Source organism: Streptomyces sp. NPDC107471 (assembly GCF_055582845.1).
Window position 1 is genome coordinate 1 of sequence record NZ_JBVJPC010000025.1, and the last position, 20,443, is coordinate 20,443.

At 70.8% G+C, this 20,443-nt stretch carries 17 protein-coding genes and 3 pseudogenes; 11 read left to right on the forward strand and 9 right to left on the reverse strand.

Going from position 1 to position 20,443, the window contains the following annotated elements:
- The 3 genes and pseudogenes from ACZ66S_RS40415 to ACZ66S_RS40425 all read left to right on the forward strand — a co-directional run.
- Positions 1–130 (forward strand): annotated as a pseudogene (locus ACZ66S_RS40415) (IS5/IS1182 family transposase); the annotation flags it as partial.
- Positions 131–272: 142 nt separating this feature from the next.
- The gene (locus ACZ66S_RS40420) at positions 273–479 is read left to right on the forward strand and encodes a hypothetical protein (RefSeq protein ID WP_365465294.1); all 207 of its coding nucleotides are present in this window, start codon (positions 273–275) and stop codon (positions 477–479) included.
- A 65-nt stretch (positions 480–544) separates the two neighbouring features.
- Positions 545–1,063: a SixA phosphatase family protein gene (locus tag ACZ66S_RS40425; protein ID WP_469906584.1), complete on the forward strand. Its 519-nt coding sequence runs from the start codon at positions 545–547 to the stop codon at positions 1,061–1,063.
- A gap of 82 nt (positions 1,064–1,145) precedes the next feature.
- Here ACZ66S_RS40425 and serB read toward each other — a convergent pair whose 3' ends face one another.
- Both serB and ACZ66S_RS40435 read right to left on the reverse strand, forming a co-directional pair.
- Positions 1,146–2,360, reverse strand: a complete 1,215-nt coding sequence (serB, locus tag ACZ66S_RS40430; protein ID WP_469906585.1) for a phosphoserine phosphatase SerB — start codon at positions 2,358–2,360, stop codon at positions 1,146–1,148.
- Between the two features lie 1,332 nt (positions 2,361–3,692).
- Positions 3,693–5,234, reverse strand: a pseudogene (locus ACZ66S_RS40435) (streptophobe family protein); the annotation flags it as partial.
- Positions 5,235–5,473: 239 nt separating this feature from the next.
- Between ACZ66S_RS40435 and ACZ66S_RS40440 the strand changes: the two are divergent.
- Positions 5,474–8,104, forward strand: coding sequence for an ABC transporter ATP-binding protein/permease (locus ACZ66S_RS40440; RefSeq protein WP_469906586.1), 2,631 nt, complete (start codon positions 5,474–5,476; stop codon positions 8,102–8,104).
- Between the two features lie 75 nt (positions 8,105–8,179).
- On the opposite strand, the gene ACZ66S_RS40445 is transcribed toward ACZ66S_RS40440, so the two are convergent.
- From ACZ66S_RS40445 to ACZ66S_RS40455, 3 genes are all read right to left on the reverse strand, one after another.
- Positions 8,180–8,926, reverse strand: a complete 747-nt coding sequence (locus ACZ66S_RS40445) for a transglycosylase SLT domain-containing protein (protein WP_469906587.1) — start codon at positions 8,924–8,926, stop codon at positions 8,180–8,182.
- Positions 8,927–9,226: 300 nt separating this feature from the next.
- Positions 9,227–10,339: an S-adenosylmethionine:tRNA ribosyltransferase-isomerase gene (locus ACZ66S_RS40450; protein ID WP_469906588.1), complete on the reverse strand. Its 1,113-nt coding sequence runs from the start codon at positions 10,337–10,339 to the stop codon at positions 9,227–9,229.
- Positions 10,336–11,031 carry an SDR family NAD(P)-dependent oxidoreductase gene (locus ACZ66S_RS40455; protein ID WP_469906589.1) on the reverse strand — a complete coding sequence of 232 codons (696 nt, stop codon included), beginning with the start codon at positions 11,029–11,031 and terminating at the stop codon, positions 10,336–10,338. Before ACZ66S_RS40455 ends, ACZ66S_RS40450 begins: the two co-directional genes overlap by 4 nt.
- A 186-nt stretch (positions 11,032–11,217) precedes the next feature.
- On the opposite strand from ACZ66S_RS40455, the gene ACZ66S_RS40460 reads away from it, so the two are divergent.
- The 3 genes from ACZ66S_RS40460 (at position 11,218) to chpE (ending at position 13,432) form a co-directional block, all read left to right on the forward strand.
- Complete coding sequence (locus ACZ66S_RS40460; RefSeq protein WP_469906590.1) at positions 11,218–12,396, forward strand: GAF domain-containing sensor histidine kinase; 1,179 nt, start codon at positions 11,218–11,220, stop codon at positions 12,394–12,396.
- Positions 12,389–13,030 carry a response regulator gene (locus ACZ66S_RS40465; RefSeq protein ID WP_469906591.1) on the forward strand — a complete coding sequence of 214 codons (642 nt, stop codon included), beginning with the start codon at positions 12,389–12,391 and terminating at the stop codon, positions 13,028–13,030. Before ACZ66S_RS40460 ends, ACZ66S_RS40465 begins: the two co-directional genes overlap by 8 nt.
- A 156-nt stretch (positions 13,031–13,186) precedes the next feature.
- A complete protein-coding gene (gene chpE / locus ACZ66S_RS40470) occupies positions 13,187–13,432 on the forward strand; it encodes a chaplin ChpE (protein ID WP_031060399.1) in 246 nt (81 codons plus the stop codon).
- Between the two features lie 420 nt (positions 13,433–13,852).
- Here chpE and ACZ66S_RS40475 read toward each other — a convergent pair whose 3' ends face one another.
- Positions 13,853–14,641, reverse strand: coding sequence for a hypothetical protein (locus tag ACZ66S_RS40475; protein ID WP_469906592.1), 789 nt, complete (start codon positions 14,639–14,641; stop codon positions 13,853–13,855).
- A 140-nt stretch (positions 14,642–14,781) separates the two neighbouring features.
- On the opposite strand from ACZ66S_RS40475, the pseudogene ACZ66S_RS40480 reads away from it, so the two are divergent.
- From ACZ66S_RS40480 to ACZ66S_RS40490, 3 genes and pseudogenes are all read left to right on the forward strand, one after another.
- Positions 14,782–15,312, forward strand: a pseudogene (locus tag ACZ66S_RS40480) (ABC transporter ATP-binding protein); the annotation flags it as partial.
- A gap of 361 nt (positions 15,313–15,673) precedes the next feature.
- The gene (locus ACZ66S_RS40485) at positions 15,674–16,105 is read left to right on the forward strand and encodes an NfeD family protein (protein WP_469906593.1); all 432 of its coding nucleotides are present in this window, start codon (positions 15,674–15,676) and stop codon (positions 16,103–16,105) included.
- A 129-nt stretch (positions 16,106–16,234) separates the two neighbouring features.
- Entirely contained in the window at positions 16,235–17,173 is a 939-nt protein-coding gene (locus tag ACZ66S_RS40490) for an SPFH domain-containing protein (RefSeq protein ID WP_469906594.1), read from the forward strand.
- Positions 17,174–17,307: 134 nt separating this feature from the next.
- On the opposite strand, the gene ACZ66S_RS40495 is transcribed toward ACZ66S_RS40490, so the two are convergent.
- From ACZ66S_RS40495 to ACZ66S_RS40505, 3 genes are all read right to left on the reverse strand, one after another.
- Positions 17,308–17,814 carry an HNH endonuclease gene (locus ACZ66S_RS40495; RefSeq protein WP_469906595.1) on the reverse strand — a complete coding sequence of 169 codons (507 nt, stop codon included), beginning with the start codon at positions 17,812–17,814 and terminating at the stop codon, positions 17,308–17,310.
- A 151-nt stretch (positions 17,815–17,965) separates the two neighbouring features.
- Complete coding sequence (locus ACZ66S_RS40500) at positions 17,966–18,505, reverse strand: YbhB/YbcL family Raf kinase inhibitor-like protein (protein WP_469906596.1); 540 nt, start codon at positions 18,503–18,505, stop codon at positions 17,966–17,968.
- 43 nt (positions 18,506–18,548) lie between these two features.
- Positions 18,549–19,331: a sporulation protein gene (locus ACZ66S_RS40505; RefSeq protein ID WP_469906597.1), complete on the reverse strand. Its 783-nt coding sequence runs from the start codon at positions 19,329–19,331 to the stop codon at positions 18,549–18,551.
- A 141-nt stretch (positions 19,332–19,472) separates the two neighbouring features.
- On the opposite strand from ACZ66S_RS40505, the gene ACZ66S_RS40510 reads away from it, so the two are divergent.
- A complete protein-coding gene (locus ACZ66S_RS40510; RefSeq protein WP_469906598.1) occupies positions 19,473–20,114 on the forward strand; it encodes a DNA-3-methyladenine glycosylase in 642 nt (213 codons plus the stop codon).
- The last annotated feature ends 329 nt before the right edge of the window (positions 20,115–20,443 follow it).

Sequence of the window (20,443 nt, forward strand, 5' to 3'; positions counted from 1 at the left end):
CCGCAACGTCGTCGAACGCTGCTTCAACCGGCTCAAGCACAACAAAGCCCTGGCCACCCGCTACGACAAACGCGCCCGCCACTACCAAGCCCTGGCCACCCTCGCCTGCCTACGCCTCTGGCTGCCCTGACTTTGCGGACACGACCTAGGGGGCGAGTGTCAGGGTCAACTGGGTGGATCACCGGATGGGTTGAGGGCCGCCGGTTCCGTAACTTCGAGTTGTGGCCGCGAGCAGCGGATCACGCAGGACTCGAAGACCAGCGGAGGCACTCATGTCGGCCCCTACGCAGACCCCGCCCCACCCGGCGTCCAGGGGTGGCGTCGACATCCGGCTTCCTTGGTGGGCCCTCGCGCTGCCCACGCTCGCCTTCGTGGTGCTCCTGGCCCTCATCCTCAATCCCGCCGACGCGCACGCGGCCTCCGGCGACCCCCTCGTCACCCGGTTCCTGGAGCGCGTACAGCAGCTCATAACGCGCTGAGCACCCACGAAGCCGCCCGTCAACTCCCTGCGCCCCGTGGCCTGTTTCATGCGAAGCTGGATCCCATGAGCGTCGCAGATCCCCGCAGGATTGTCCTTTTCCGGCATGCGAAAGCCGACTGGCCGCAGGTGACCGACCACGAGCGGCCGCTCGCCGATCGGGGCCGAAAAGATGCAGCGGAAGCCGGACGGCGGCTGGTCGACTCCGGCATCCCCTTCGACCTGGCCCTCTGTTCCACCGCGACCCGGACCCGTGAGACCTGGAAGCTCGCCGTGCAGGAGTTCCCGCACCGGCCGAAAACGGTCTACGAGGAGCGGATCTACGAGGCCTCACCCGGCGAGCTGATCGCCGTGCTGAACGAGACCCCGGACGACGTGCACAACGCCGTCATGATCGGCCACAACCCGGGGGTGCAGGGCCTCGCCGACGTCCTCGCGGGCGCCGCCGAAGGGGACGCACGCCAGCGGATGAGCGGCCGCGGCTTCCCGGCCGCCGCCTTCGCCGTGCTGACGTTCAGCGGCCCGTGGAAGTCCCTGGAGCCCGGCACGGCCACCCTGGTCGACTACTGGGCGCCGTCCGACTGACGACACACCCGACCCACCCACGCGAGACACGGCAGAGCCCCGGCACCGTCAAGGCGCCGGGGCTCTGCGTGTCCCGCGTGGGTCAATCCTCCTCGTGCGCGTCCGCCGCCTCGACCTCTTCGCGGGTGACGCCCAGCAGGTACAGCACGGTGTCGAGGAAGGGGACGTTCACCGCGGTGTGCGCGGCCTCCCGCACCACCGGCTTGGCGTTGAAGGCGACCCCGAGCCCGGCCGCGTTGAGCATGTCCAGGTCATTGGCACCGTCGCCGATCGCCACCGTCTGGGACAGCGGCACCCCGGCCTCGGCGGCGAACCGGCGCAGCAGCCGCGCCTTGCCCGCGCGGTCCACGATCTCCCCGACGACCCGGCCCGTCAGCTTCCCGTCGACGATCTCCAGGGTGTTCGCCTGGGCGAAGTCCAGCCCCAGCCGGTCCTGAAGGTCGTCGGTGACCTGGGTGAAGCCGCCCGAGACGACACCGACCTGGAAGCCGAGCCGCTTCAGCGTACGGATCAGGGTGCGCGCGCCCGGCGTCAGCCGCACCTCGGAGCGCACCTTGTCTACGACCGAGGCGTCCAGCCCCGCCAGCAGCGCCACGCGCGCGTGCAGCGACTGCTCGAAGTCCAGCTCACCGCGCATCGCGGCCGCGGTCACCTCGGCCACCTCGTCCTCGCAGCCTGCGTGCGCGGCGAAGAGCTCGATCACCTCGTCCTGGATGAGCGTGGAGTCCACGTCCATCACGACGAGCCGCTGGGCCCGGCGGTGCAGACCGGCGGCCACGACCGCGACGTCCACGCCCAGCTTGCCGGCGTCCGTCACCAGGGCGGTGCGCAGCGGTTCGGTCTCCACGCCGGACACCGCGAACTCGACGGCCGTCACGGGGTACTTGGCCAGCCGGAAGATACGGTCGATGTTGCCGCCCGCCTTGGCGATCTTGGCGGCGATCGCGGCGGTGGCCTCCGCGGTGAGCGGGTGACCGAGCACGGTGACCAGGGAACGCCCGAGCCCTCGCGGCCGGTTGTCGCCGACGCCGGAGATGATCTCCGCCTGCATCTTGATCGACTCGGCCCAGCTATGGACGGTCGCCCGCAGGTCGCCCTCCAGCGGGCGGGGCGGCGCGGTCACGAGCGCGCACAGCACCATCCGGCCACGCGTGACGACCTGCTCGATGTCGACCACGTCGACGGAGTAGGCGGCGAGGGTGTCGAAGAGGCCGGCCGTGATGCCCGGCCTGTCCTTCCCGAAGATCTTGACGAGAAGGGTGGGGACGTCGGAGAACGAGGTCTGCTCAGCGCTCATGGTGCTCCCACCGTATCCGGCACCCAGTGCCTTCTGCTCCCGAGGTCCGTCTGCCGGACACGGAACAGTCGGTGGCGTGTGGGTGGCGAGATCTTTACGGGTGGGGGGCGGGGGTGTTGCGGGGGGCGCGGGGCGGGCTGGGGCGGGGTCCTGCGCCCCTGTGCTGGATCAGGTGTCCAAGGGCCCCGATCCGTTGCGGTGGGTGCGGGGTGAGGTTCGGGGCTGCCGGGCCTCCGCCGCTTCTGCGCCGGATCACGTGGCGGGACACGCGTGCGTTGCGGTGAGCAAGGTTCGAGCGGCCGCGTCCTGGCGACTCCTGTGCCGGATCACGAGTGGGTTGCGGTGGGCGCGGGGCGAGACTCGAGCTGCTGGGTCTTGTGCCTCCCGCGCCGGATCACGAGTGCGCAGCGGCGACCGCGTGGCGAAGCTCGGGCCCAGCCCCCGCCCCGCCCCCTCCGATCAGCGCCGCCCCTTCGGCTTCCCGGGTGGCGGAGGTGGCGGAGGTGGCGGTGGGGGAGGAGGCGGTGGTGGCGACGGACGGTCCTGGTCCCCGGAGGACGGCCGTCGGGCGCCGGGCCGCCTGGGAGGTCGTTGCGGTGAGCGAGGGGGCGGGTCGATCGGACGGGCCATGGTCGGGGCGCCGTAGACGTTGTCGTCGCCGGGGGGTGGTGCCGCGTCGGGGCGCCGCGAGCTCTCGCCAGAACCCTCAACACTGCGCTCGCCCTCAGCCCTCTGAGCCGCCTCACCCTCGCGCCCAGGCCGCGCCGCCTCCGCCCCCTGCAACTCGTCGGGCACTCGCAGATAGGGGTTCGTGGCCGGATTGGGCGGCCGATACGGCGTACCAGGCACGTAGGGCCCAGACTCCTCACCGTGTGACTGCGCCTCCTGGCCGGTCGGCGGCCTGCCCTGACCGGGACGGCCCCTCGCGTCACCGCCCGGCGCCCCGGCGTCACCGCTGGGCCACCCAGCCTCCCCGCGGGGCCACCGCCCCTGACCCGGCTCCGCCCTGCCCTCATCGCCGGCCCACCCCGCCGCACCGGAAGAGGCCGCGGCTCCACTGCCCTGCGCCCCCGCCCCGCGATACGGCCCCGCCTCACCGTCGTACGGTCGGCCCCCACCCGCGTCGTAGGACCACCCGCCGCCCTCGGACGACCTCGAAGCCTCGTCGTACGAGCCTCCCGCCCCCGGGTATCCCGCTGTTCCGCCCGCGTGAGCCCGCCCCTCACCGGCGTACGGCCCGCCCCCGCCTTCAGCGGGCCTCGAAGCCTCGTCGTACGAGCCCTCCGCCCCCGCATATCCCGCTACTCCGCCCCCGTAACCCCCACCCTCACCGACGTACGGCCCCGTGCCACCCCCACCGACATACGGCCCCACCCCACCCCCGCCCCCACCCGCATACCCCGGGCCCCCGACAGCCCCGTCACCCGTCCCACCCGAACCCCACGCCCCGTCACCCCGGACCCCCGAACCCCCCACCACGTCACCCCGTGCCAACACCGCGACCCCCGACCCCGCCGCCCCCGTCGCCCGTGCCAGCAACGCCCCCGTGGCGCCCGCCCCCGCTCCCCACAGGGCTCCGAGCAGGGCCGCCATGCCGAGTTGGCCCCGCAGTACGACCCCCGCGCCGAACGCGTCGAAGCCCAGTACCGACAGGGAGGCGTCCACCGAGACCTCCGTCAGCCAGGCGAGGAGCGGCAGCGTCAACGCGGTGGCGAGGCCCAGCCGCACCGCGCACCGGCCGGCGAAACCGCCCGCACCCGTCCCCTCGGCCGGAGTCCGCACAGCGGTGAGCACCCCCGCCAGCAGCATCATCAGCGCGGCCCCCACCCCCAGGAGCCACACCCGCCCGTCCAGCTCCGCCAGCCGACCCAGCGTCACCGACTGGTCGGAGTCCGAGGCGAGCAGCCGGTCCAGGGGATCGGGGAGGAAGTTCGTGAGCACACCCGTCGCGCGGCCGTCGAAGGGGACGAAGAGGCCGACGGGGATGCCCAGCCACACCCCGTTCGGGGCCCCGAGCAGCGCCGCGCCCGCGATCCGCTTGGGGTGGTCGTCGCCGATCGCCGCGTACACCGCCGCCGAGAGCCCCGCGGCCACCGCGACCAGCAGCACCGTCACGAGGGCGGACGCGGCCGGCCGTACCACCCGGTGCACCGCCTCCCAGCCGCGCGGCAACGGCGTACGACGGGACGCCAGCAGCGCGACCAGCAGGATCCCGGCCGACCAGCCGAGCCCGCCGAGCAGGGTCGGCGCGGTGTCCACCGTGAAGCCGACCGCCGCCTTCGCGTCGACGAGGTCGCCGAGCCGGTCGGGCAGCAGTCCGCCGATGTCCCCGACGTCCCCCAGCCCCGGGACGTCGAGACCGCCGGCCCCGCCCGCGCCGGGCAGCTTGTCGAGCCCCAGCGCACCCCCGTCGATCGTGATGACGTCGTGCCCGGCCCAGGCCAGCCCGCCCATCATCGCCGTGAACAGCGCGACCACCGAGCCCGCGCGGGCGAGGAGTTCGGCCGGCGCGATCACGGCCCCGGCGGCCCGCAGGGACCGTAGGAAGAACCAGGACAGAAGCACCGCACCGACCAGGCTGACGCCCAGTGGCGTGATCTCGATGGCGGTCGCCGCCTGCGCCCCCGTCAGCCCGAACGCGGACACGTCACCGGAGGGCGTCACCGAACCACCCGCCGCAAGGGCCACAACCGCCGCGGTCATCGGGCCCAGCGAGGCCGCGGAATCGGCCTCCAGCAGATGCAGCCCCAGTGCCGCCGCACCCGCCATGCCGATCAACGCCCAGCTCACGGCCGCCAGTGAGGACAGCAGGATGTCCCCCCACGGCAACCGCACGCCGTGCTTCGTGGTCTCGACGCCCATGGACGCACTCATGGCAGACCCCCCGATCCGCGGCGCGGTCGAGACCGCGCTTGTCCCCCTCGCGTGGATTACCCACTCTCCGGGTCGGTTTCAACCCCGTCAACGGAACCGGCCGAAGCGTACGAACGTGGTGTTCTCGGGGCTCGACTTTCGGTCAGGAGGGGGAGCCTGAAATAGTTCCCGACGATGTTCGACATCCCTACACTCCCTGTGACGGGGGCAATTCGGGGGACTACTCAGTGGGGCTTGGAGTGCCGGAACTCGTACTGGAAGCGAATGGCCGTACCTGGACGCTCGATCCGTCCAGGCCGTACAGCCTTGGACGCGATCCGCAGGGGGACATCGTGTTCGACGACGCCAGGGTGTCCTGGCGTCACGCCACGATCCGCTGGGACGGGAGCAGTTGGGTCGTCGAGGACCACAGCAGCACGAACGGCACGTTCGTGCACGGTCAGCGGATCCACCGGACGGAGATCGGCCCCGGCGCGGCCGTCCACCTGGGCAACGCGAGCGACGGCCCGCTGCTGAGCCTCTCCGGAACCACGGCCCCGGCGGCGCAGCAACAGCCCGGCCGCCAGTCGTACGCCGCGCGGAGCGCGAACCCCGGCTGGGCCCAGCAGACCCCGCAGCAAGCCGCACTGCAGACCCCGCACCAGGCTGCACACCAGGCCCCTCATCAGCCCCCTCACCAGGCCCCTCATCAGGCGCAGGCCGCGCCGTCCGGCTGGCCGCAGCCCACGCAACAGCGCCAGCCGCAGCCGCAGCCGCAGTCACAGCCGTACGCCCACCAGCCGCCGCAGAAGATCCCCCAGCAGCAGGGTCCGGGTGGCGGCGGGGACGCCCCGCCGGTCTACGGCGACCGCAGCCCGACCACGTTCCACCAGTTCACCATCGGCCGCATCATGCGCATCGGCCGTGCCCTGGAGAACGACCTGGTCGTCTCCGACCTTCAGGTCTCCCGCAACCACGCCGAGTTCCACTCGATGCCCGACGGCCGCATGGAGATCCGCGACCTCGGCTCCCACAACGGCACGTACGTCAACGGCCAGCCGATCCCCAAGGGCGGCTCCACCCTGCTCGGCCCGAGCGACATCGTCGGCGTCGGCCACTCCACGTTCCGGATCGTCGGGGACCGGCTGGAGGAGTTCGTCGACACCGGTGAGGTGACGTTCTCCGCCCGCCACCTGACCGTCACCGTCGACGGCGGCAAGCAGATCCTCAAGGACGTCTCCTTCGGCGTCCCGGAGAAGTCCCTGATCGCGGTCATCGGACCCTCCGGTTCCGGTAAGTCGACCCTGCTCAAGGCGCTCACCGGCTACCGGCCCGCCAACCAGGGCGATGTCCTCTACGACAACCGCAACCTCTACAAGCAGTTCGCCGAGCTGCGCCAGCGCATCGGTCTGGTCCCGCAGGACGACATCCTGCACAAGGAGCTGACCGTCAAGAAGGCCCTCAAGTACGCGGCCAAGCTCCGCTTCCCCGCCGACACCACGGCACAGGAGCGCGAGCACCGCATCGACGAGGTGCTGCGCGAGCTGAAGCTCGACATCCACAAGGAGAAGAAGGTCACCTCCCTCTCCGGCGGCCAGCGCAAGCGCGTCTCGGTGGCCCTGGAGCTGCTCACCAAGCCGTCGTTGATCTTCCTCGACGAGCCGACCTCCGGCCTCGACCCGGGCATGGACCGCGATGTCATGCAGTTGCTGCGCGGCCTCGCCGACGACGGCCGTACGGTCCTCGTGGTCACCCATTCCGTGGCCGAACTGGCCCTGTGCGACAAGCTGCTGGTGATGGCACCGGGCGGCGCGGTCGCCTACTTCGGACCGCCCGAGGAGGCACTGAACTTCTTCGGCTACGACACCTGGGCCGACGTCTTCTCGGCCTTCGAGAACTACCGCGACTACGACTGGGCCGGCCGCTGGAAGGGCTCGCAGCACTACCAGATGTACGCCGCGGACATAGACGCCGTTGCGCCGCAGTCCGTACAGACGCCTCCGATGCAGGGCATGAAACCACCCAAGCCGCAGGGCTGGACGGGTCAGTTCGGGACGCTCGTGCGCCGCTATGTGTCGGTCATCGCGTCCGACAAGGGCTTCCTGGCCCTGACGGTGATCCTGCCGCTCGTCCTCGGCTCGGTGAGCCTGCTCATCGACTTCGGCGACAACCTGCTGCCCAAGCCGATCGACCCCAGGACCAAGCAGCCCGAGCCGAACAGCACGGCCACCACCGTCCTGCTGATCCTCGCGGTCGGCGCCTGCTTCGCCGGCGCGGCCAACTCCGTCCGCGAGCTGATCAAGGAACGGGTGATCTACGAGCGGGAGCGCGCCACCGGCCTGTCCCGCTCGGCGTACCTGATGTCGAAGGTCGTCGTGCTGGGCGTGATCACCATCCTGCAGGGGCTGATGGTCGGCGTCATCGGGTTCGCCAGCCGCGGACTGCCGAAGGAGGGGCTGATCCTCGGCAACGCCACCCTCGCGGAGCTGTGCCTGCCGATCATGGGGCTCGGGTTCACCTCGATGATGTTCGGGCTGATCATCTCCGCGCTCGTGAAGACGTCCGAGAAGACCATGCCGCTGCTGGTCATGTTCGCGATCGTCCAGGTCGTCTTCACCGGCTGTCTGTTCCCCCTGCACGGCACGATCGGCGTCAACGAGCTCTCGTACGTGATGCCGTCGCGCTGGGCGGTCGCCGCCGCGGGCGCCACGCTGGACTTCAACCAGGTCAACCCGCCCGTGAAACCGGGCGACACGACCGACCCGCTGTGGAACCACACGGTCGGCACCTGGGGCCTCGACATGGTCGCCCTGATCGCCATCGGCCTCGTCTGCGGCTTCCTCGTCTCCCGCTTCCTGCGCCGCCACGAGCCCGAGGTCATGCGCAAGTGATCACCGCCGTACGACGGTGAAGGGCGGCACCCCGAGGGGGTGCCGCCCTTGTGCGTGAGAGAGGTCCGCGCGGCCTCAGTACGCGCTGTTCACGTTGTCCATCGAGCCGTACCGGTGGGCCGCGTAGTTCGCGGCGGCGGTGATGTTGGCGACCGGGTCGTAGATGTTCCAGGACGTGCCGGCGACGTGGTACGCCTGGAAGGTCGGCGGGATGACCTGGAGCAGGCCCTTGGAGGGGATGCCGTTGATGGCGTTGATGTCCCAGTTGTTGATCGCGTTCGGGTTGCCCGAGGACTCGCGGATGATGTTGCGGTACAGACCGTTGTAGCTGCCCGGGATGCCCTTGGCCTTCATGATGGCCAGTGACTCCTTGATCCAGCCGTCCAGGTTGTTCGCGTAGCTCTTCTTGGGCGCGGCGGCCTTGAGCTTGGCGCGGTGCGCGGCGCGGCTCGCGGCCTCCTTGACCTTGCGCGCCTGCGCGGCCTTCTTGGCGGCGGCGGCCGCGGCGGCCTTCTTCTTCGCGGCGGCGGCCTTGGCCTTCGCCTCGGCCTGCGCCTTCGCCTTGGCCTCGGCGGCCTTGCTCTGCAGGGCCTTGGCGGCGAGCTGCTCCTTGACGTCCGCCTGGAGGCCCTTGAGCTCCTCGGAGCTGTACTTCACGGGGGCCGAGTAGGAGGCCGCCTCGGAGGTGGTGGTCTCCGCGTTGCCCGGAACCGCGCTGAAGGCGACGGCGGCTGCGCCCAGCGTGGCGACTCCGGCGACGGCGATCTTGTGGCGCTTGGTCAGCGCGCGACTGTGACCTCGGGTGAAAGGGTTCTTGGGCATGCGGGATGGACCTCTTCGAATAGCGCGGAGGTCGCTCGCTGTCCGGTGGGGGACACGGGTGCTTCCGGCACAAACGCCGCGGGGCGTAACCCGCGGCGCTGAGCGACGTTGGCCATTCTTAGCTGGCGCAAAACACCCGGGCAAAGATGTGACGTACGACCCCGGGTAGTGGACCAGGGGAGGGCAAAACGGGACAGACTGGAACGTCTGTCCCGTTCATGCGGGGAGCCTTTGTCTCCTATTTCGCTTAGTACGTGATGTGGGCCCTATGTGCGGGCTCACATCGCCCGCACAGCGTTCTCACGAGCAGTTGCGGGCGCAATGCTCTGCGTGAGGACTCTCCTCCGGCAGCAGGAGATGCACGTCGCCGAACTCGTGCCACAGGTAGCGCCGGCGCAGGGCCTCCTCGTACCCGCGGTCGATCGCCGCCCGCCCCGCGACCGCCTCCAGCATCAGCAGGTGCGAGGCCTCCGGCTCGTGCAGCCCGGTCAGCAGCCCGTCCACCACCCGCACCCCGCGCTCGGGGGTCACGACGAGGTCCGTCCATCCCGCACGCGCGCGTACGACCCCGTCGGCCCCGGCAGCCGACTCCACCGCCCGTACGGCCGTCGTCCCGACGGCGACGACCCTGCCGTCCCCGGCCCGCACGGCGTTGATCAGCCGCGCGGATGCCTCGGGAACCGAGAACCGCTCGGGATACGGCGGCTCGTGCGCCTCCGCCGAGGCCACCCCCGTGTGCAGCGTGACCGGCGCGAACTGGACACCCCGGCTCACCAGCTCCGCCACCAGGCGCGCGGTGAAGGGCCGCGCCGCACTGGGCATCTCCGCACTGCCCGACCCGTCGGGCGAGGGCAGCGCGAACACCGTCCGGTACACGGACAACGGCTGGTCCCGCTCCGTGTAGGAGTAGCGGATGGGCCGCCCCTGCTCCCGCAGCAGCCCGAGCACCTCCCCGTCGCACACCCGCGCCCACCACAGCCGCCCGCTCACCGTCTCCTCCAGGACCAGCCGCCCGCCCCCGGGCAACCGCACCTCAGTCCCCGCGGGCCCGCCCGCACGCGCACGCGTGGTCCCCTTCCCGTCCGGGTCCCGCAGCTCCACCGCCCACCGGCCGTCGTCCCCGCGCGTGGAGAAGTGCACCACCACGCGCGCGTGCCCGATCCGCCCGTCGACGGCCGCGGCCAGCGTGGGGGAGGTGTTCACGACGAGCAGGTCTCCGGCCCGCAGCAGCCGCGGCAGCTCACCGAACGCGTGGTGCGACACCGCGGTCCCCCGCGACACCAGCAGCCGTACGGCGTCCCGGTCGAGCCCCGGACCACGCTGCTCGGCGGGCACCCGCGCGGACAGCTCCTCCGGCACCCTCCCCCACCTTCGGAAGAACTCGAGCGGGGGGACCCCCATCGCGAGTGTCATCGCCCCTCCAGCAGCGACGGAGCCCCGTACCGCCCGCTCACCGGACGCTCGTCCAGCAACCGCAGAAACGCCGGCACCACGCTCGCCGGCTCCGGCCGCGGATCCTCGTCGTCCGGTACGGCCGCCGCGTACAGGTCGGTCGCCATGTCCCCGGGATCGACGGCCCACACCCGCAGCCCCGGCTCCTCCGCGCCCAGCACCGCCACGAGGTGGTCCAGGGCGGCCTTGGACGCCCCGTAGCCGCCCCACGTCTCGTACGCCTCGGCGGCGGCGTCCGAGCTGACCGCGATCACCGTGCCGGCCGCAGCGGCCCGCAGCAGCGGCAGCGCCTCCTGGACCAGGCCGAGCGCGGCCACGACGTTCACCTCCAGCGCCCGGCGCAGTCCGTCCGGCGGCAGCCCTTCGAGACGGGTCAGCGGCTCGGCGCCCAGCGCGCTCGCGTTGTGCACCAGCAGATCGACACCGCCGAGCCGCCAGGCCGCCGCCACCAGCTCCGAGCGGTGCGCCGGATCCGTGACGTCCCCGGTCAGGGCCGTCACCCGGGTCCCGTGCCCGGTGAGCGCGGCCGCCGTCTCCTTCAGGACCTCCGCCGTCCTCGCGTCGAGAACCAGGTCCCAGCCCCGCGCGGCCAGCGCCTCGGCGAGCGCCCGCCCCAGCCCCTTCGAGGCCCCCGTGATGATCGCTACCGGCATGACATCCGTCCCCTCGTTTTCCACGCCTCCTGATCGGCGTGCTGCCAACGTAGGAACGCCGTCCTCCCGGCCGCCTCGGACGCGGGCCGCAATGCGGCGAGGCCCTTCGCCCTAGGTCGCCCGCCCTAGCCGGGGGCGGTCACAGGTCCGATCCGCGCTGTCACACCCCGCCCGTACTCTGAGGACATGAGTCAAGGCCCCCGGTCCGGCCTCGCCGCGGTGAGCTCCGCGCTGCTGGCCATGAGCAGGCACCTGGAGGTGCGCGACGTCCTCAAGACGATCGTCGCCTCGGCCCGCGAGCTGCTCGACGCGCAGTACGCCGCCCTCGGCGTCCCGGACGACCACGGCGGCTTCGCCCAGTTCGTGGTCGACGGGGTCAGCGACGCCCAGTGGAAGGCCATCGGCCCGCTCCCGCGCCAGCACGGCATCCTCGCCGCGATGCTGCACGAGGCCAGGCCCGAGCGCCTCGCGGACGTCCGCAAGGACCCCCGCTTCGAGGGCTGGCCGTCCGCCCACCCGGACATGGTCGACTTCCTGGGCCTGCCGATCCGCGACGGCGACGAGGTCATCGGCGCGCTCTTCCTGGCCAACAAGCTGCGCCCTGTGGGGGGACACCCCCCACACCCCCCCTGCCCCAAACCCGAGGGCAGTTGCGGCTTCACGGAAGAGGACGAGGAGCTCCTCTCGATCCTCGCCCAGCACGCCGCGATCGCCCTCACCAACGCCCGCCTCTACGAACGCAGCCGCGAGCTGACGATCGCCGAGGAGCGCTCCCGGCTCGCCCACGAACTGCACGACGCGGTCAGCCAGAAGCTGTTCTCCCTGCGCCTGACCGCCCAGGCCGCCGCCGCCCTCGTCGACCGCGACCCGTCCCGCGCCAAGGGCGAGCTGCACCAGGTGGCCGTGCTCGCCGCCGAGGCCGCCGACGAACTGCGCGCCGCGGTCGTCGAGTTGCGCCCCGCCGCGCTGGACGAGGACGGCCTGACCGCCACCCTGCGCACCCAGGTCCAGGTCCTGGACCGCGCCCACACCGCGCGCGTGACCTTCGCCGCCCACAACTTCCGCGCACTGCCGGCCGCCCAGGAGGAGGCCATGCTCCGCGTCGCCCAGGAGGCCCTGCACAACGCGCTGCGGCACTCCGGGGCCGCCCATGTCGAGGTGACCCTGGACCGGCGTGGTGCCGGAGCCGTCCTGCGCGTCACGGACGACGGCAGCGGCTTCGAACCGAAGGCGGTCCGCCGAGCCGGCCGTCACCTCGGCCTGGTCTCCATGCGGGACCGCACCAGCGGGGTCGGCGGCACGCTGACCGTGGAATCGGCGCCCGGCAAGGGCACCACGATCGAGATGGAGGTCCCCGGTGGCTGACGCGATCAAGGTCCTGCTCGTCGACGACCACCAGGTCGTCCGCCGGGGACTGCGCACCTTCCTCGAAGTGCAGGACGACATAGAGGTCGTGGGCGAGGCCGCCGACGGCGCCGAGGGCGTCGCGCAGGCGGAGGAACTGCATCCCGACATCGTCCTCATGGACGTCAAGATGCCGGGCATGGACGGCATCGACGCCCTGCGCAGGCTCCGCGAACTGAACAACCCCGCGCGCGTGCTGATCGTCACCAGCTTCACCGAACAGCGCACGGTGGTCCCGGCCCTGCGCGCGGGCGCCGCCGGTTACGTCTACAAGGACGTCGACCCGGACGCCCTCGCCGGCGCCATCCGCTCCGTGCACGCCGGGCACATCCTGCTCCAACCGGAGGTGGCGGGCGTCCTGTTGTCCCAGGAGGAGAACAGTTCCGGTCAGGGCAGGGGCGGTTCGCTCACCGAGCGGGAGCGCGAGGTGCTCGGGCTGATCGCGGACGGCCGCTCCAACCGGGAGATCGCCCGCGCGCTGGTCCTCTCCGAGAAGACCGTCAAGACGCATGTCTCGAACATCCTGATGAAACTCGACCTGGCGGACCGCACACAGGCGGCCCTGTGGGCGGTTCGTCACGGAGTGGCCGGTTGATCCCCACCGCCCACGGCAATACGGAGGGTTCCGCTCCGGAGTGAGATTCATACCGTCGTGGGAATGTCCCCCGAATGGCGCATCCTTCGGGGAGCCCCGCCGTTCTCCAGTGCGTGCTGCGGCGACTGCCGCGGCAATCGCTAGGAGGGCTTAGAAGTGAAGAACCTGAAGAAGGCAGCGGCCGTGACGATGGTGGCCGGCGGGCTGATCGCCGCCGGTGCCGGGATGGCCTCCGCCACCGACGGGTCGCACGCCGACGGCAAGGCCGTGGGCTCGCCCGGCGTCGTCTCGGGCAACCTCGTCCAGGCACCGGTGCACATCCCGGTGAACGCGGTCGGCAACAGCGTGAACGTCATCGGCGTGCTGAACCCCGCCTTCGGCAACCTCGGCCTCAACCACTGAGTCCCTCGCCGAGCGGACAGTGACTTCGGCCTCCCGGGTGCGCCACGCACCCGGGAGGCCGGTCCTTTGCCGCAAGACGATCCAAGGGGTCACAGCGCGGCCAGGCCGGCCGCCCCGCAGTCCCCTGCGCCCGCCGCCCGCCGGCCGCGTCCGGCCAGGTCGGCCGCCCCGCTCCCGCCGGTCACCGCACTCCGCGTTCAAGTTCCTCCACGTACGCGTTGTACGCAGCCACCTGCGCCCGTCGCCCCGTCCGCTCGACCGGCCGCAACGCCTCCCCCCGGGCCCACGTCTCTGCCCGGTTGCCGCAAGACGATCCAGGCATCACAGCGCGGCCACCGGCCAGGCCAGCCGCCCCGCGGCCACCGGCCAGGCCAGCCGCCCCGCGGCCACCGACCAGATCGGCCGCCCCGCCCCCGCCGGTCACCGCACCCCGCGCTCCAGTTCCTCCACGTACGCGTTGTACGCAGCCACCTGCGCCCGCCGCCCCGTCCGTTCCACCGGCCGCAGCGCTTCACCCCGGGCCCGCATCTCGGCCGAGCTCACCGCACCCCCGTGCCCGTTCTCATAGGCCAGCGACACCAGCAGCCCCACCCGCTGGGCGAGCTCCAACACCCGCACCGCCCGCGGCGGATACCCCGGCGCGAGCACCTCCCGCCCCCGCTCGGCCCGAGCCCGGTACGCCCCCAGCGCCGCCTCCGCCACCGGCCCCGACGCGGCCACGTCCAACCGGGACAACACCTCCGTCGCCTCCCGCAGGGCCTCCGCGAGCTCCCGCTCGGCCTCGCCCAGCGAAGGCACGTCCGCCGGCGGAGCCTCCCGCACCGGCAGCACATGCCACACCACCTCGACATGCACATCACCCGCGGGCCCGGCCTCGTAGACCTCCGGCACCAGGCCCAGCGCGGCGCCGTGGCAGACCACCGCCTCCTCCGCCTCCAGCGCCCGCGCGTTGAACTCCGGCGGCCCGCTCAGGCCCAGCGGATGTCCGGGCGCGGGCAGCGCGACCCGCAGCCCCTTCACACCGAGCGAGCGCAGCCGCCCGAGCGCCAGCGTGAGACCGACGGCCGCCGGCTCACCCGGCAGCCCCTCGACCCGGTGCACGGCATCGTCACCGACGATCGCCGCCACGGCGTCGTCCGGCGAGACAAGTCCGGCCAAAAGGCCGTTTCCCCAAGCGGCAAGGCGTCCAGAGCGCGGTTCCGAGAGCATGCCCCCAGCCTAAGGACCGGACCGCTGGACGGGAGCGGCCGACCGGTGGCGTAGATTTCATCGAGGGCTGCGCCCAAAAGCGCGCACGCGCCAGCCGAGACGCCGACACCGGTCACACTGCAAGGGGAGACAACGCGCTCATGAGCGATGTTCTGGAGCTTCAGGACGTATCCGTGGTCCGCGAGGACCGGGCTCTGGTGGACCAGGTCTCCTGGTCGGTCAAGGAGGGCGAGCGCTGGGTCATCCTCGGCCCCAACGGCGCCGGCAAGACCACGCTCCTGAACCTCGCCTCCAGCTACCTCTACCCCAGCAAGGGCACCGCCACCATCCTCGGCGAGACCCTCGGCAAGCCCGGCACCGACGTCTTCGAACTGCGCCCGCGCATCGGCATGGCCGGCATCGCCATGGCCGACAAGCTCCCCAAGCGCCAGACCGTCCTGGAGACCGTGCTGACGGCGGCGTACGGCATGACCGCCGGCTGGCAGGAGGAGTACGAGGACATCGACGAGCAGCGCGCCCGCGCCTTCCTCGACCGCCTCGGCATGAGCGACTACCTGGACCGCAAGTTCGGCACCCTCTCCGAGGGCGAGCGCAAGCGCACCCTCATCGCCCGCGCGCTGATGACCGACCCCGAGCTCCTCCTCCTCGACGAGCCCGCCGCCGGCCTCGACCTCGGCGGCCGCGAGGACCTGGTCCGCCGCCTCGGCCGGCTCGCCCGCGACCCGATCGCCCCCTCGATGCTCATGGTCACCCACCACGTCGAGGAGATCGCCCCCGGCTTCACCCACGTCCTCATGATCCGCCAGGGCAAGGTGCTCGCCGCGGGTCCCCTGGAGCTCGAACTCACCTCCCGCAACCTCTCCATGTGCTTCGGCCTGCCGCTTGTCGTCGAGCAGGTCGGCGACCGCTGGACCGCGCAGGGCCTGCCGCTGTCGTGATCGCGTGAAGTCCCCGCGAAAACACGGGTAAGAAGCTTCTCCCCGCGCCATCGCGCCCTGTCCGCGGCGGTGTCCCCGGACCTACCATGACCACGTGAACGACATCGACGCATGGGTGTGGTGGCTCGTCGGCGCGGCTGCGCTCGGAATCCCGCTCGTGGTGACCGCGATGCCGGAGTTCGGCATGCTCGCGGCGGGCGCCGTCGCCGCCGCGGTGGCGGCCGGACTCGGCGGTGACATCGTCGTCCAGGTACTCGTCTTCGCCGTCGTCTCGGTGGCCCTCATCGCCGTCGTACGTCCCATCGCGACCCGGCACCGCTCCCAGCGGCCCCAACTCGTCACAGGTGTCGACGCGTTGAAGGGCAAGCAGGCCGTCGTCCTGGAGCGGGTCGACAGCGCGGGCGGCCGGATCAAGCTCGCCGGAGAGGTCTGGTCGGCCCGTTCCCTCGACACCGGGCGCGCCTACGACGTAGGCCAGGAAGTGGACGTCGTCGACATCGAGGGAGCCACGGCGATCATCATGTGACCTCGCAGGATGCAACTGAACCGAACGCACCACGAGTTGCACGACGGTCTGTCAGACTCGACCAGCAAGATCTTCAACAACCATAAGATCTTCCGAAAACGCCGAGGCGGAGAAGGGCACGGGGACACGATGGAACCGGTCATCATCGTCTTGATCATTCTGGTGGTGTTGGTCTTCATCGCCCTGATCAAGACGATCCAGGTCATCCCACAGGCCAGTGCGGCCATCGTGGAGCGCTTCGGCCGCTACACGCGGACCCTCAACGCGGGACTCAACATCGTCGTCCCGTTCATAGACACCATCCGCAACCGCATCGACCTGCGTGAACAGGTCGTGCCCTTCCCGCCCCAGCCGGTGATCACCCAGGACAACCTGGTCGTGAACATCGACACCGTCATCTACTACCAGGTGACCGACGCCCGCGCCGCGACCTACGAGGTCGCCAGCTACATCCAGGCGATCGAGCAGCTCACCGTCACCACCCTGCGCAACATCATCGGCGGCATGGACCTGGAGCGGACCCTGACCTCCCGCGAGGAGATCAACGCGGCCCTGCGCGGCGTCCTCGACGAGGCCACCGGCAAGTGGGGCATCCGCGTCAACCGCGTCGAGCTGAAGGCGATCGAGCCCCCGACCTCCATCCAGGACTCGATGGAGAAGCAGATGCGCGCCGACCGTGACAAGCGCGCCGCGATCCTCACCGCCGAAGGTACGCGCCAGGCGGCGATCCTCACGGCCGAGGGTGAGAAGCAGTCCCAGATCCTGCGCGCCGAGGGTGAGGCCAAGGCCGCCGCCCTGCGCGCGGAAGGCGAAGCCCAGGCGGTCCGCACGGTCTTCGAGGCGATCCACGCCGGCGACCCCGACCAGAAGCTTCTCTCCTACCAGTACCTCCAGATGCTTCCAAAGATCGCCGAGGGCGACGCCAACAAGCTCTGGATCGTCCCCAGCGAGATCGGCGACGCCCTCAAGGGCCTCTCCGGAGCCATGGGCAACTTCGGCGGCATGGGCGGCGGTTCGAACGGCGGCAACTCCGGCGCAGAACGCAGAGAAACCCCGAAGATCGACTGACGCACGGATTTGCGTACGACAAAGCGGCCCGCCTTCTTAAGGAAGGCGGGCCCCAACGTACCTAGGGGCACGGGGAACTGCGCGACAAGCCACAACGAACCCGCAGCCGCAGCTCAACCCACCTCGGCAGACGCCTAGGCGGCCGCTCCGGCCAGCCAATCAGGCAGAGCGGAGAAGTCCTCGTGGCCCAAGGACAGCAGCATCGCATCCGCCGGAGTCGGCTCGAACGGCTCCCGCAGCAACGGCATCCCCGCCTCCGCCGGAGTCCGGTTCGCCTTGCGGTGGTTGTCCTCCGCGCAGGAGGCCACCGTGTTCAACCACGTGTCCTGCCCGCCCTGGGACCGCGGCACCACGTGGTCCACGGTCGTCGCCCGCCGCCCGCAGTACGCGCACCTGTGCCGGTCACGCACCAGAACACCCCGCCGGGACCACGGGGCTTGTCTTCGGAAGGGCACCCGGACATACCTGCACAGCCTGATCACCCGGGGCGCCGGTATGTCGACCGCGGCTCCGCGCATGCGCAGTTCGGGGTGGGACTGCTCGACGACGGCCTTGTCCTGCAGCACCAGAACGACGGCTCGGTTCAACGTCACCGTCGACAGCGGCTCGAAGCTCGCGTTCAGTACCAGCGTGTCCCGCATGTCAGCCCACCTCCCATGTGCACCGTCCCATCCCCTGGCGGGCTTGGGCTTGGATCAACTCTGGCCGGGCACGCCGAGATGGACAACGCAATAAAAAGTGCCCGCCCCTGATCAATTCCAAGACCAGAGGCGGGCAAACGCTCCGTGAACGTCAGTCTTCGGCGGGCACCTCGTACTCACCGATCAACTGGGCGCGCGCGAGGGTGTGGAACCGCAGGTTGAAGCCCACGTAGGCGGGAGAGGCGTCGGCATCCGGCCCGAGCTTCTCCTGGTCCACCGAGTACACGGTGAACACGTACCGGTGCGGACCGTCCCCGGCCGGTGGGGCGGCCCCACCGAAGTCCCTGGACCCGTAGTCGTTGCGCACCTGTACGGCGCCCTCCGGCAGCCCCTCGAACTTGCCGCTGCCCGCACCGACCGGCAGCTCGGTCACCGAGGCCGGGATGTCGAACACGACCCAGTGCCAGAACCCGCTGCCCGTGGGCGCGTCGGGGTCGTAGCAGGTCACGGCGAAGCTCTTGGCCTCGGGCGGGTAGCCCTCCCAGCGCAGGTGCGGAGAGGTGTTGCCGGCCGCGTAGACCTGAGCGTCCTTGAGCGTGCCGCCCTCCTGCACGTCCTCGCTCGTCACCGTGAACGACGGGACGGGCGGATGGAAGTCATGGGGGAGCGGCCGCCGCTTGAGCTCGGTCACCTCGGTACCTCCTGGTCTCTTGCCGGAATCAGCAGTTCCGAGCCTAGAACCAGTTGCGCCGGCTGCCGACCTCGGACAGCCACTGGTTGAGGTACCCGGCCCAGTCGGTGCTCTGGTAGTCGTGCAGCCCCACCTGGAAGGAGCGGAAGGTGTCGCTGCCCTCGCTGAACAGCCCCGGCTTCTTGTCCATCTCCAGCACGACGTCCATCGCGTGGCCGTCCGCGACGAAGCTCAGCTCGACCTGGTTGAGCCCGCGGTACTGCTGCGGCGGGAAGAACTCGATCTCCTGGTAGAACGGCAACTGCTGGCGGGTGCCACGGATGTGGCCGCGCTCCAGGTCGGCGTTCTTGAAGCGGAAGCCGAGCTGCATGAACGCGTCCAGGATCGCCTTCTGCGCCGGCAGCGGGTGCACGTTGACGGGATCCAGGTCACCGGAGTCCACCGCACGCGCGATCGCCAGCTCGGTCGTCACACCGACGTTCATCCCGCGCAGCGCCTGACCGTCGATCATCGTGACCGGCGTCTCCCAGGGGATCTCCAGACCGAACGGCACCGCGTGCACCGCGTTGGCCTGGAGCGTGAAGGCACCGCCGAGCGAGACCTTCGTGAACTCGATGTCCTGCTTGTACTCCTGGTCGCCGCTCTCGACCTCGACCTTGGCCTGAAGCCCGACCGACAGGCCCTCGATCTCCTGGTCGACGGACCCGCCCTGGATCCGCACCTCGCCCTGGACGACACCACCGGGAACGACGTTGACCTCGGTCAGCACCGTCTCCACCGAAGCCCCACCGGCCCCCAGGCTCGCGAGCAGCTTCTTGAACGCCATGTCTCTCCTCTTAGAACGCGCGGATTCCTGATCCCTACAAACGCGATCCGGCCGTGGTCGGTTCCGCGCCATCACCCTGGCAAGCGGACGGACCCTTGACCACCCCTTGGCACACACCCGTCTGGACTACGCTCGTACGCCATGATCACGCCCCCGGACCGTACGCCACTGCCCCGAGAGTTCTTCGACCGCCCCGTACTGGAGGTCGCCCCCGACCTCCTCGGCCGTCTCCTCGTCCGTACCACCCCGGACGGTCCGATCGCGCTCCGCATCACAGAGGTCGAGGCCTACGACGGCCAGAACGACCCCGGCTCCCACGCCTATCGCGGCCGCACGCCCCGCAACGACGTGATGTTCGGTCCGCCCGGCCATGTGTACGTCTACTTCACCTACGGCATGTGGTTCTGCATGAACCTCGTGTGCGGGGAGGAGGGTCGCGCGAGTGCTGTGCTGCTCCGTGCCGGGGAGATCATCGAAGGCGCCGAGCAGGCCCGCAAACGTCGACTCTCGGCCCGAAATGACAAGGAACTGGCCAAAGGGCCTGCCCGCCTGGCCACGGCCCTGGGGGTGGACCGGGCCCTGGACGGCACGGACGCATGCGCCCCGGGCGAGACCCCGCTGAGGGTGCTCACCGGCACCCCGGTCGCCTCCGACCAGGTACTCACCGGTCCGCGGACCGGAGTCGCCGGCGAAGGAGGCGTGCACCCCTGGCGGTTCTGGGTCGCGAACGACCCGACAGTGAGCCCCTATCGCGCCCATGTCCCGAGGCGGCGCTCAAGTTGACTCGCTCTTGGAAGATGCGTAACGTGGCCCGAGCCGCTTGAACCGGTTACGGCGATCGCCAGCAGCCGAGAGCGGCCAAACCACTACCTACAACATCCCCTCAGCGGGGACGATTTCGGCGTGCCTGCATGCCTGAATTCGAACTCGCGGGACTCGATTATGAGTTGCAGAGGGAATGGGCTAACGTAGTGAATGTCGAAAGGCCCCGCCGACAGGGAATCAGGCCCGAAAGGATCTGATAGAGTCGGAAACGCAAGACCGAAGGGAAAAGCCCGGAGGAAAGCCCGAGAGGGTGAGTACAAAGGAAGCGTCCGTTCCTTGAGAACTCA

Excerpts from the sequence above, each read along its gene's own strand:
- ACZ66S_RS40450 (WP_469906588.1), bottom strand. The coding sequence starts at position 10,339 with ATGACACTCGCGATGGGGGTCCCCCCGCTCGAGTTCTTCCGAAGGTGG.
- ACZ66S_RS40495 (WP_469906595.1), bottom strand. The coding sequence starts at position 17,814 with ATGCGGGACACGCTGGTACTGAACGCGAGCTTCGAGCCGCTGTCGACG.
- ACZ66S_RS40475 (WP_469906592.1), bottom strand. The coding sequence starts at position 14,641 with ATGCTCTCGGAACCGCGCTCTGGACGCCTTGCCGCTTGGGGAAACGGC.
- ACZ66S_RS40445 (WP_469906587.1), bottom strand. The coding sequence starts at position 8,926 with ATGCCCAAGAACCCTTTCACCCGAGGTCACAGTCGCGCGCTGACCAAG.
- ACZ66S_RS40425 (WP_469906584.1), top strand. The coding sequence starts at position 545 with ATGAGCGTCGCAGATCCCCGCAGGATTGTCCTTTTCCGGCATGCGAAA.
- ACZ66S_RS40490 (WP_469906594.1), top strand. The coding sequence starts at position 16,235 with ATGGAACCGGTCATCATCGTCTTGATCATTCTGGTGGTGTTGGTCTTC.
- ACZ66S_RS40510 (WP_469906598.1), top strand. The coding sequence starts at position 19,473 with ATGATCACGCCCCCGGACCGTACGCCACTGCCCCGAGAGTTCTTCGAC.
- ACZ66S_RS40460 (WP_469906590.1), top strand. The coding sequence starts at position 11,218 with ATGAGTCAAGGCCCCCGGTCCGGCCTCGCCGCGGTGAGCTCCGCGCTG.
- serB (WP_469906585.1), bottom strand. The coding sequence starts at position 2,360 with ATGAGCGCTGAGCAGACCTCGTTCTCCGACGTCCCCACCCTTCTCGTC.
- ACZ66S_RS40420 (WP_365465294.1), top strand. The coding sequence starts at position 273 with ATGTCGGCCCCTACGCAGACCCCGCCCCACCCGGCGTCCAGGGGTGGC.
- ACZ66S_RS40505 (WP_469906597.1), bottom strand. The coding sequence starts at position 19,331 with ATGGCGTTCAAGAAGCTGCTCGCGAGCCTGGGGGCCGGTGGGGCTTCG.
- ACZ66S_RS40455 (WP_469906589.1), bottom strand. The coding sequence starts at position 11,031 with ATGCCGGTAGCGATCATCACGGGGGCCTCGAAGGGGCTGGGGCGGGCG.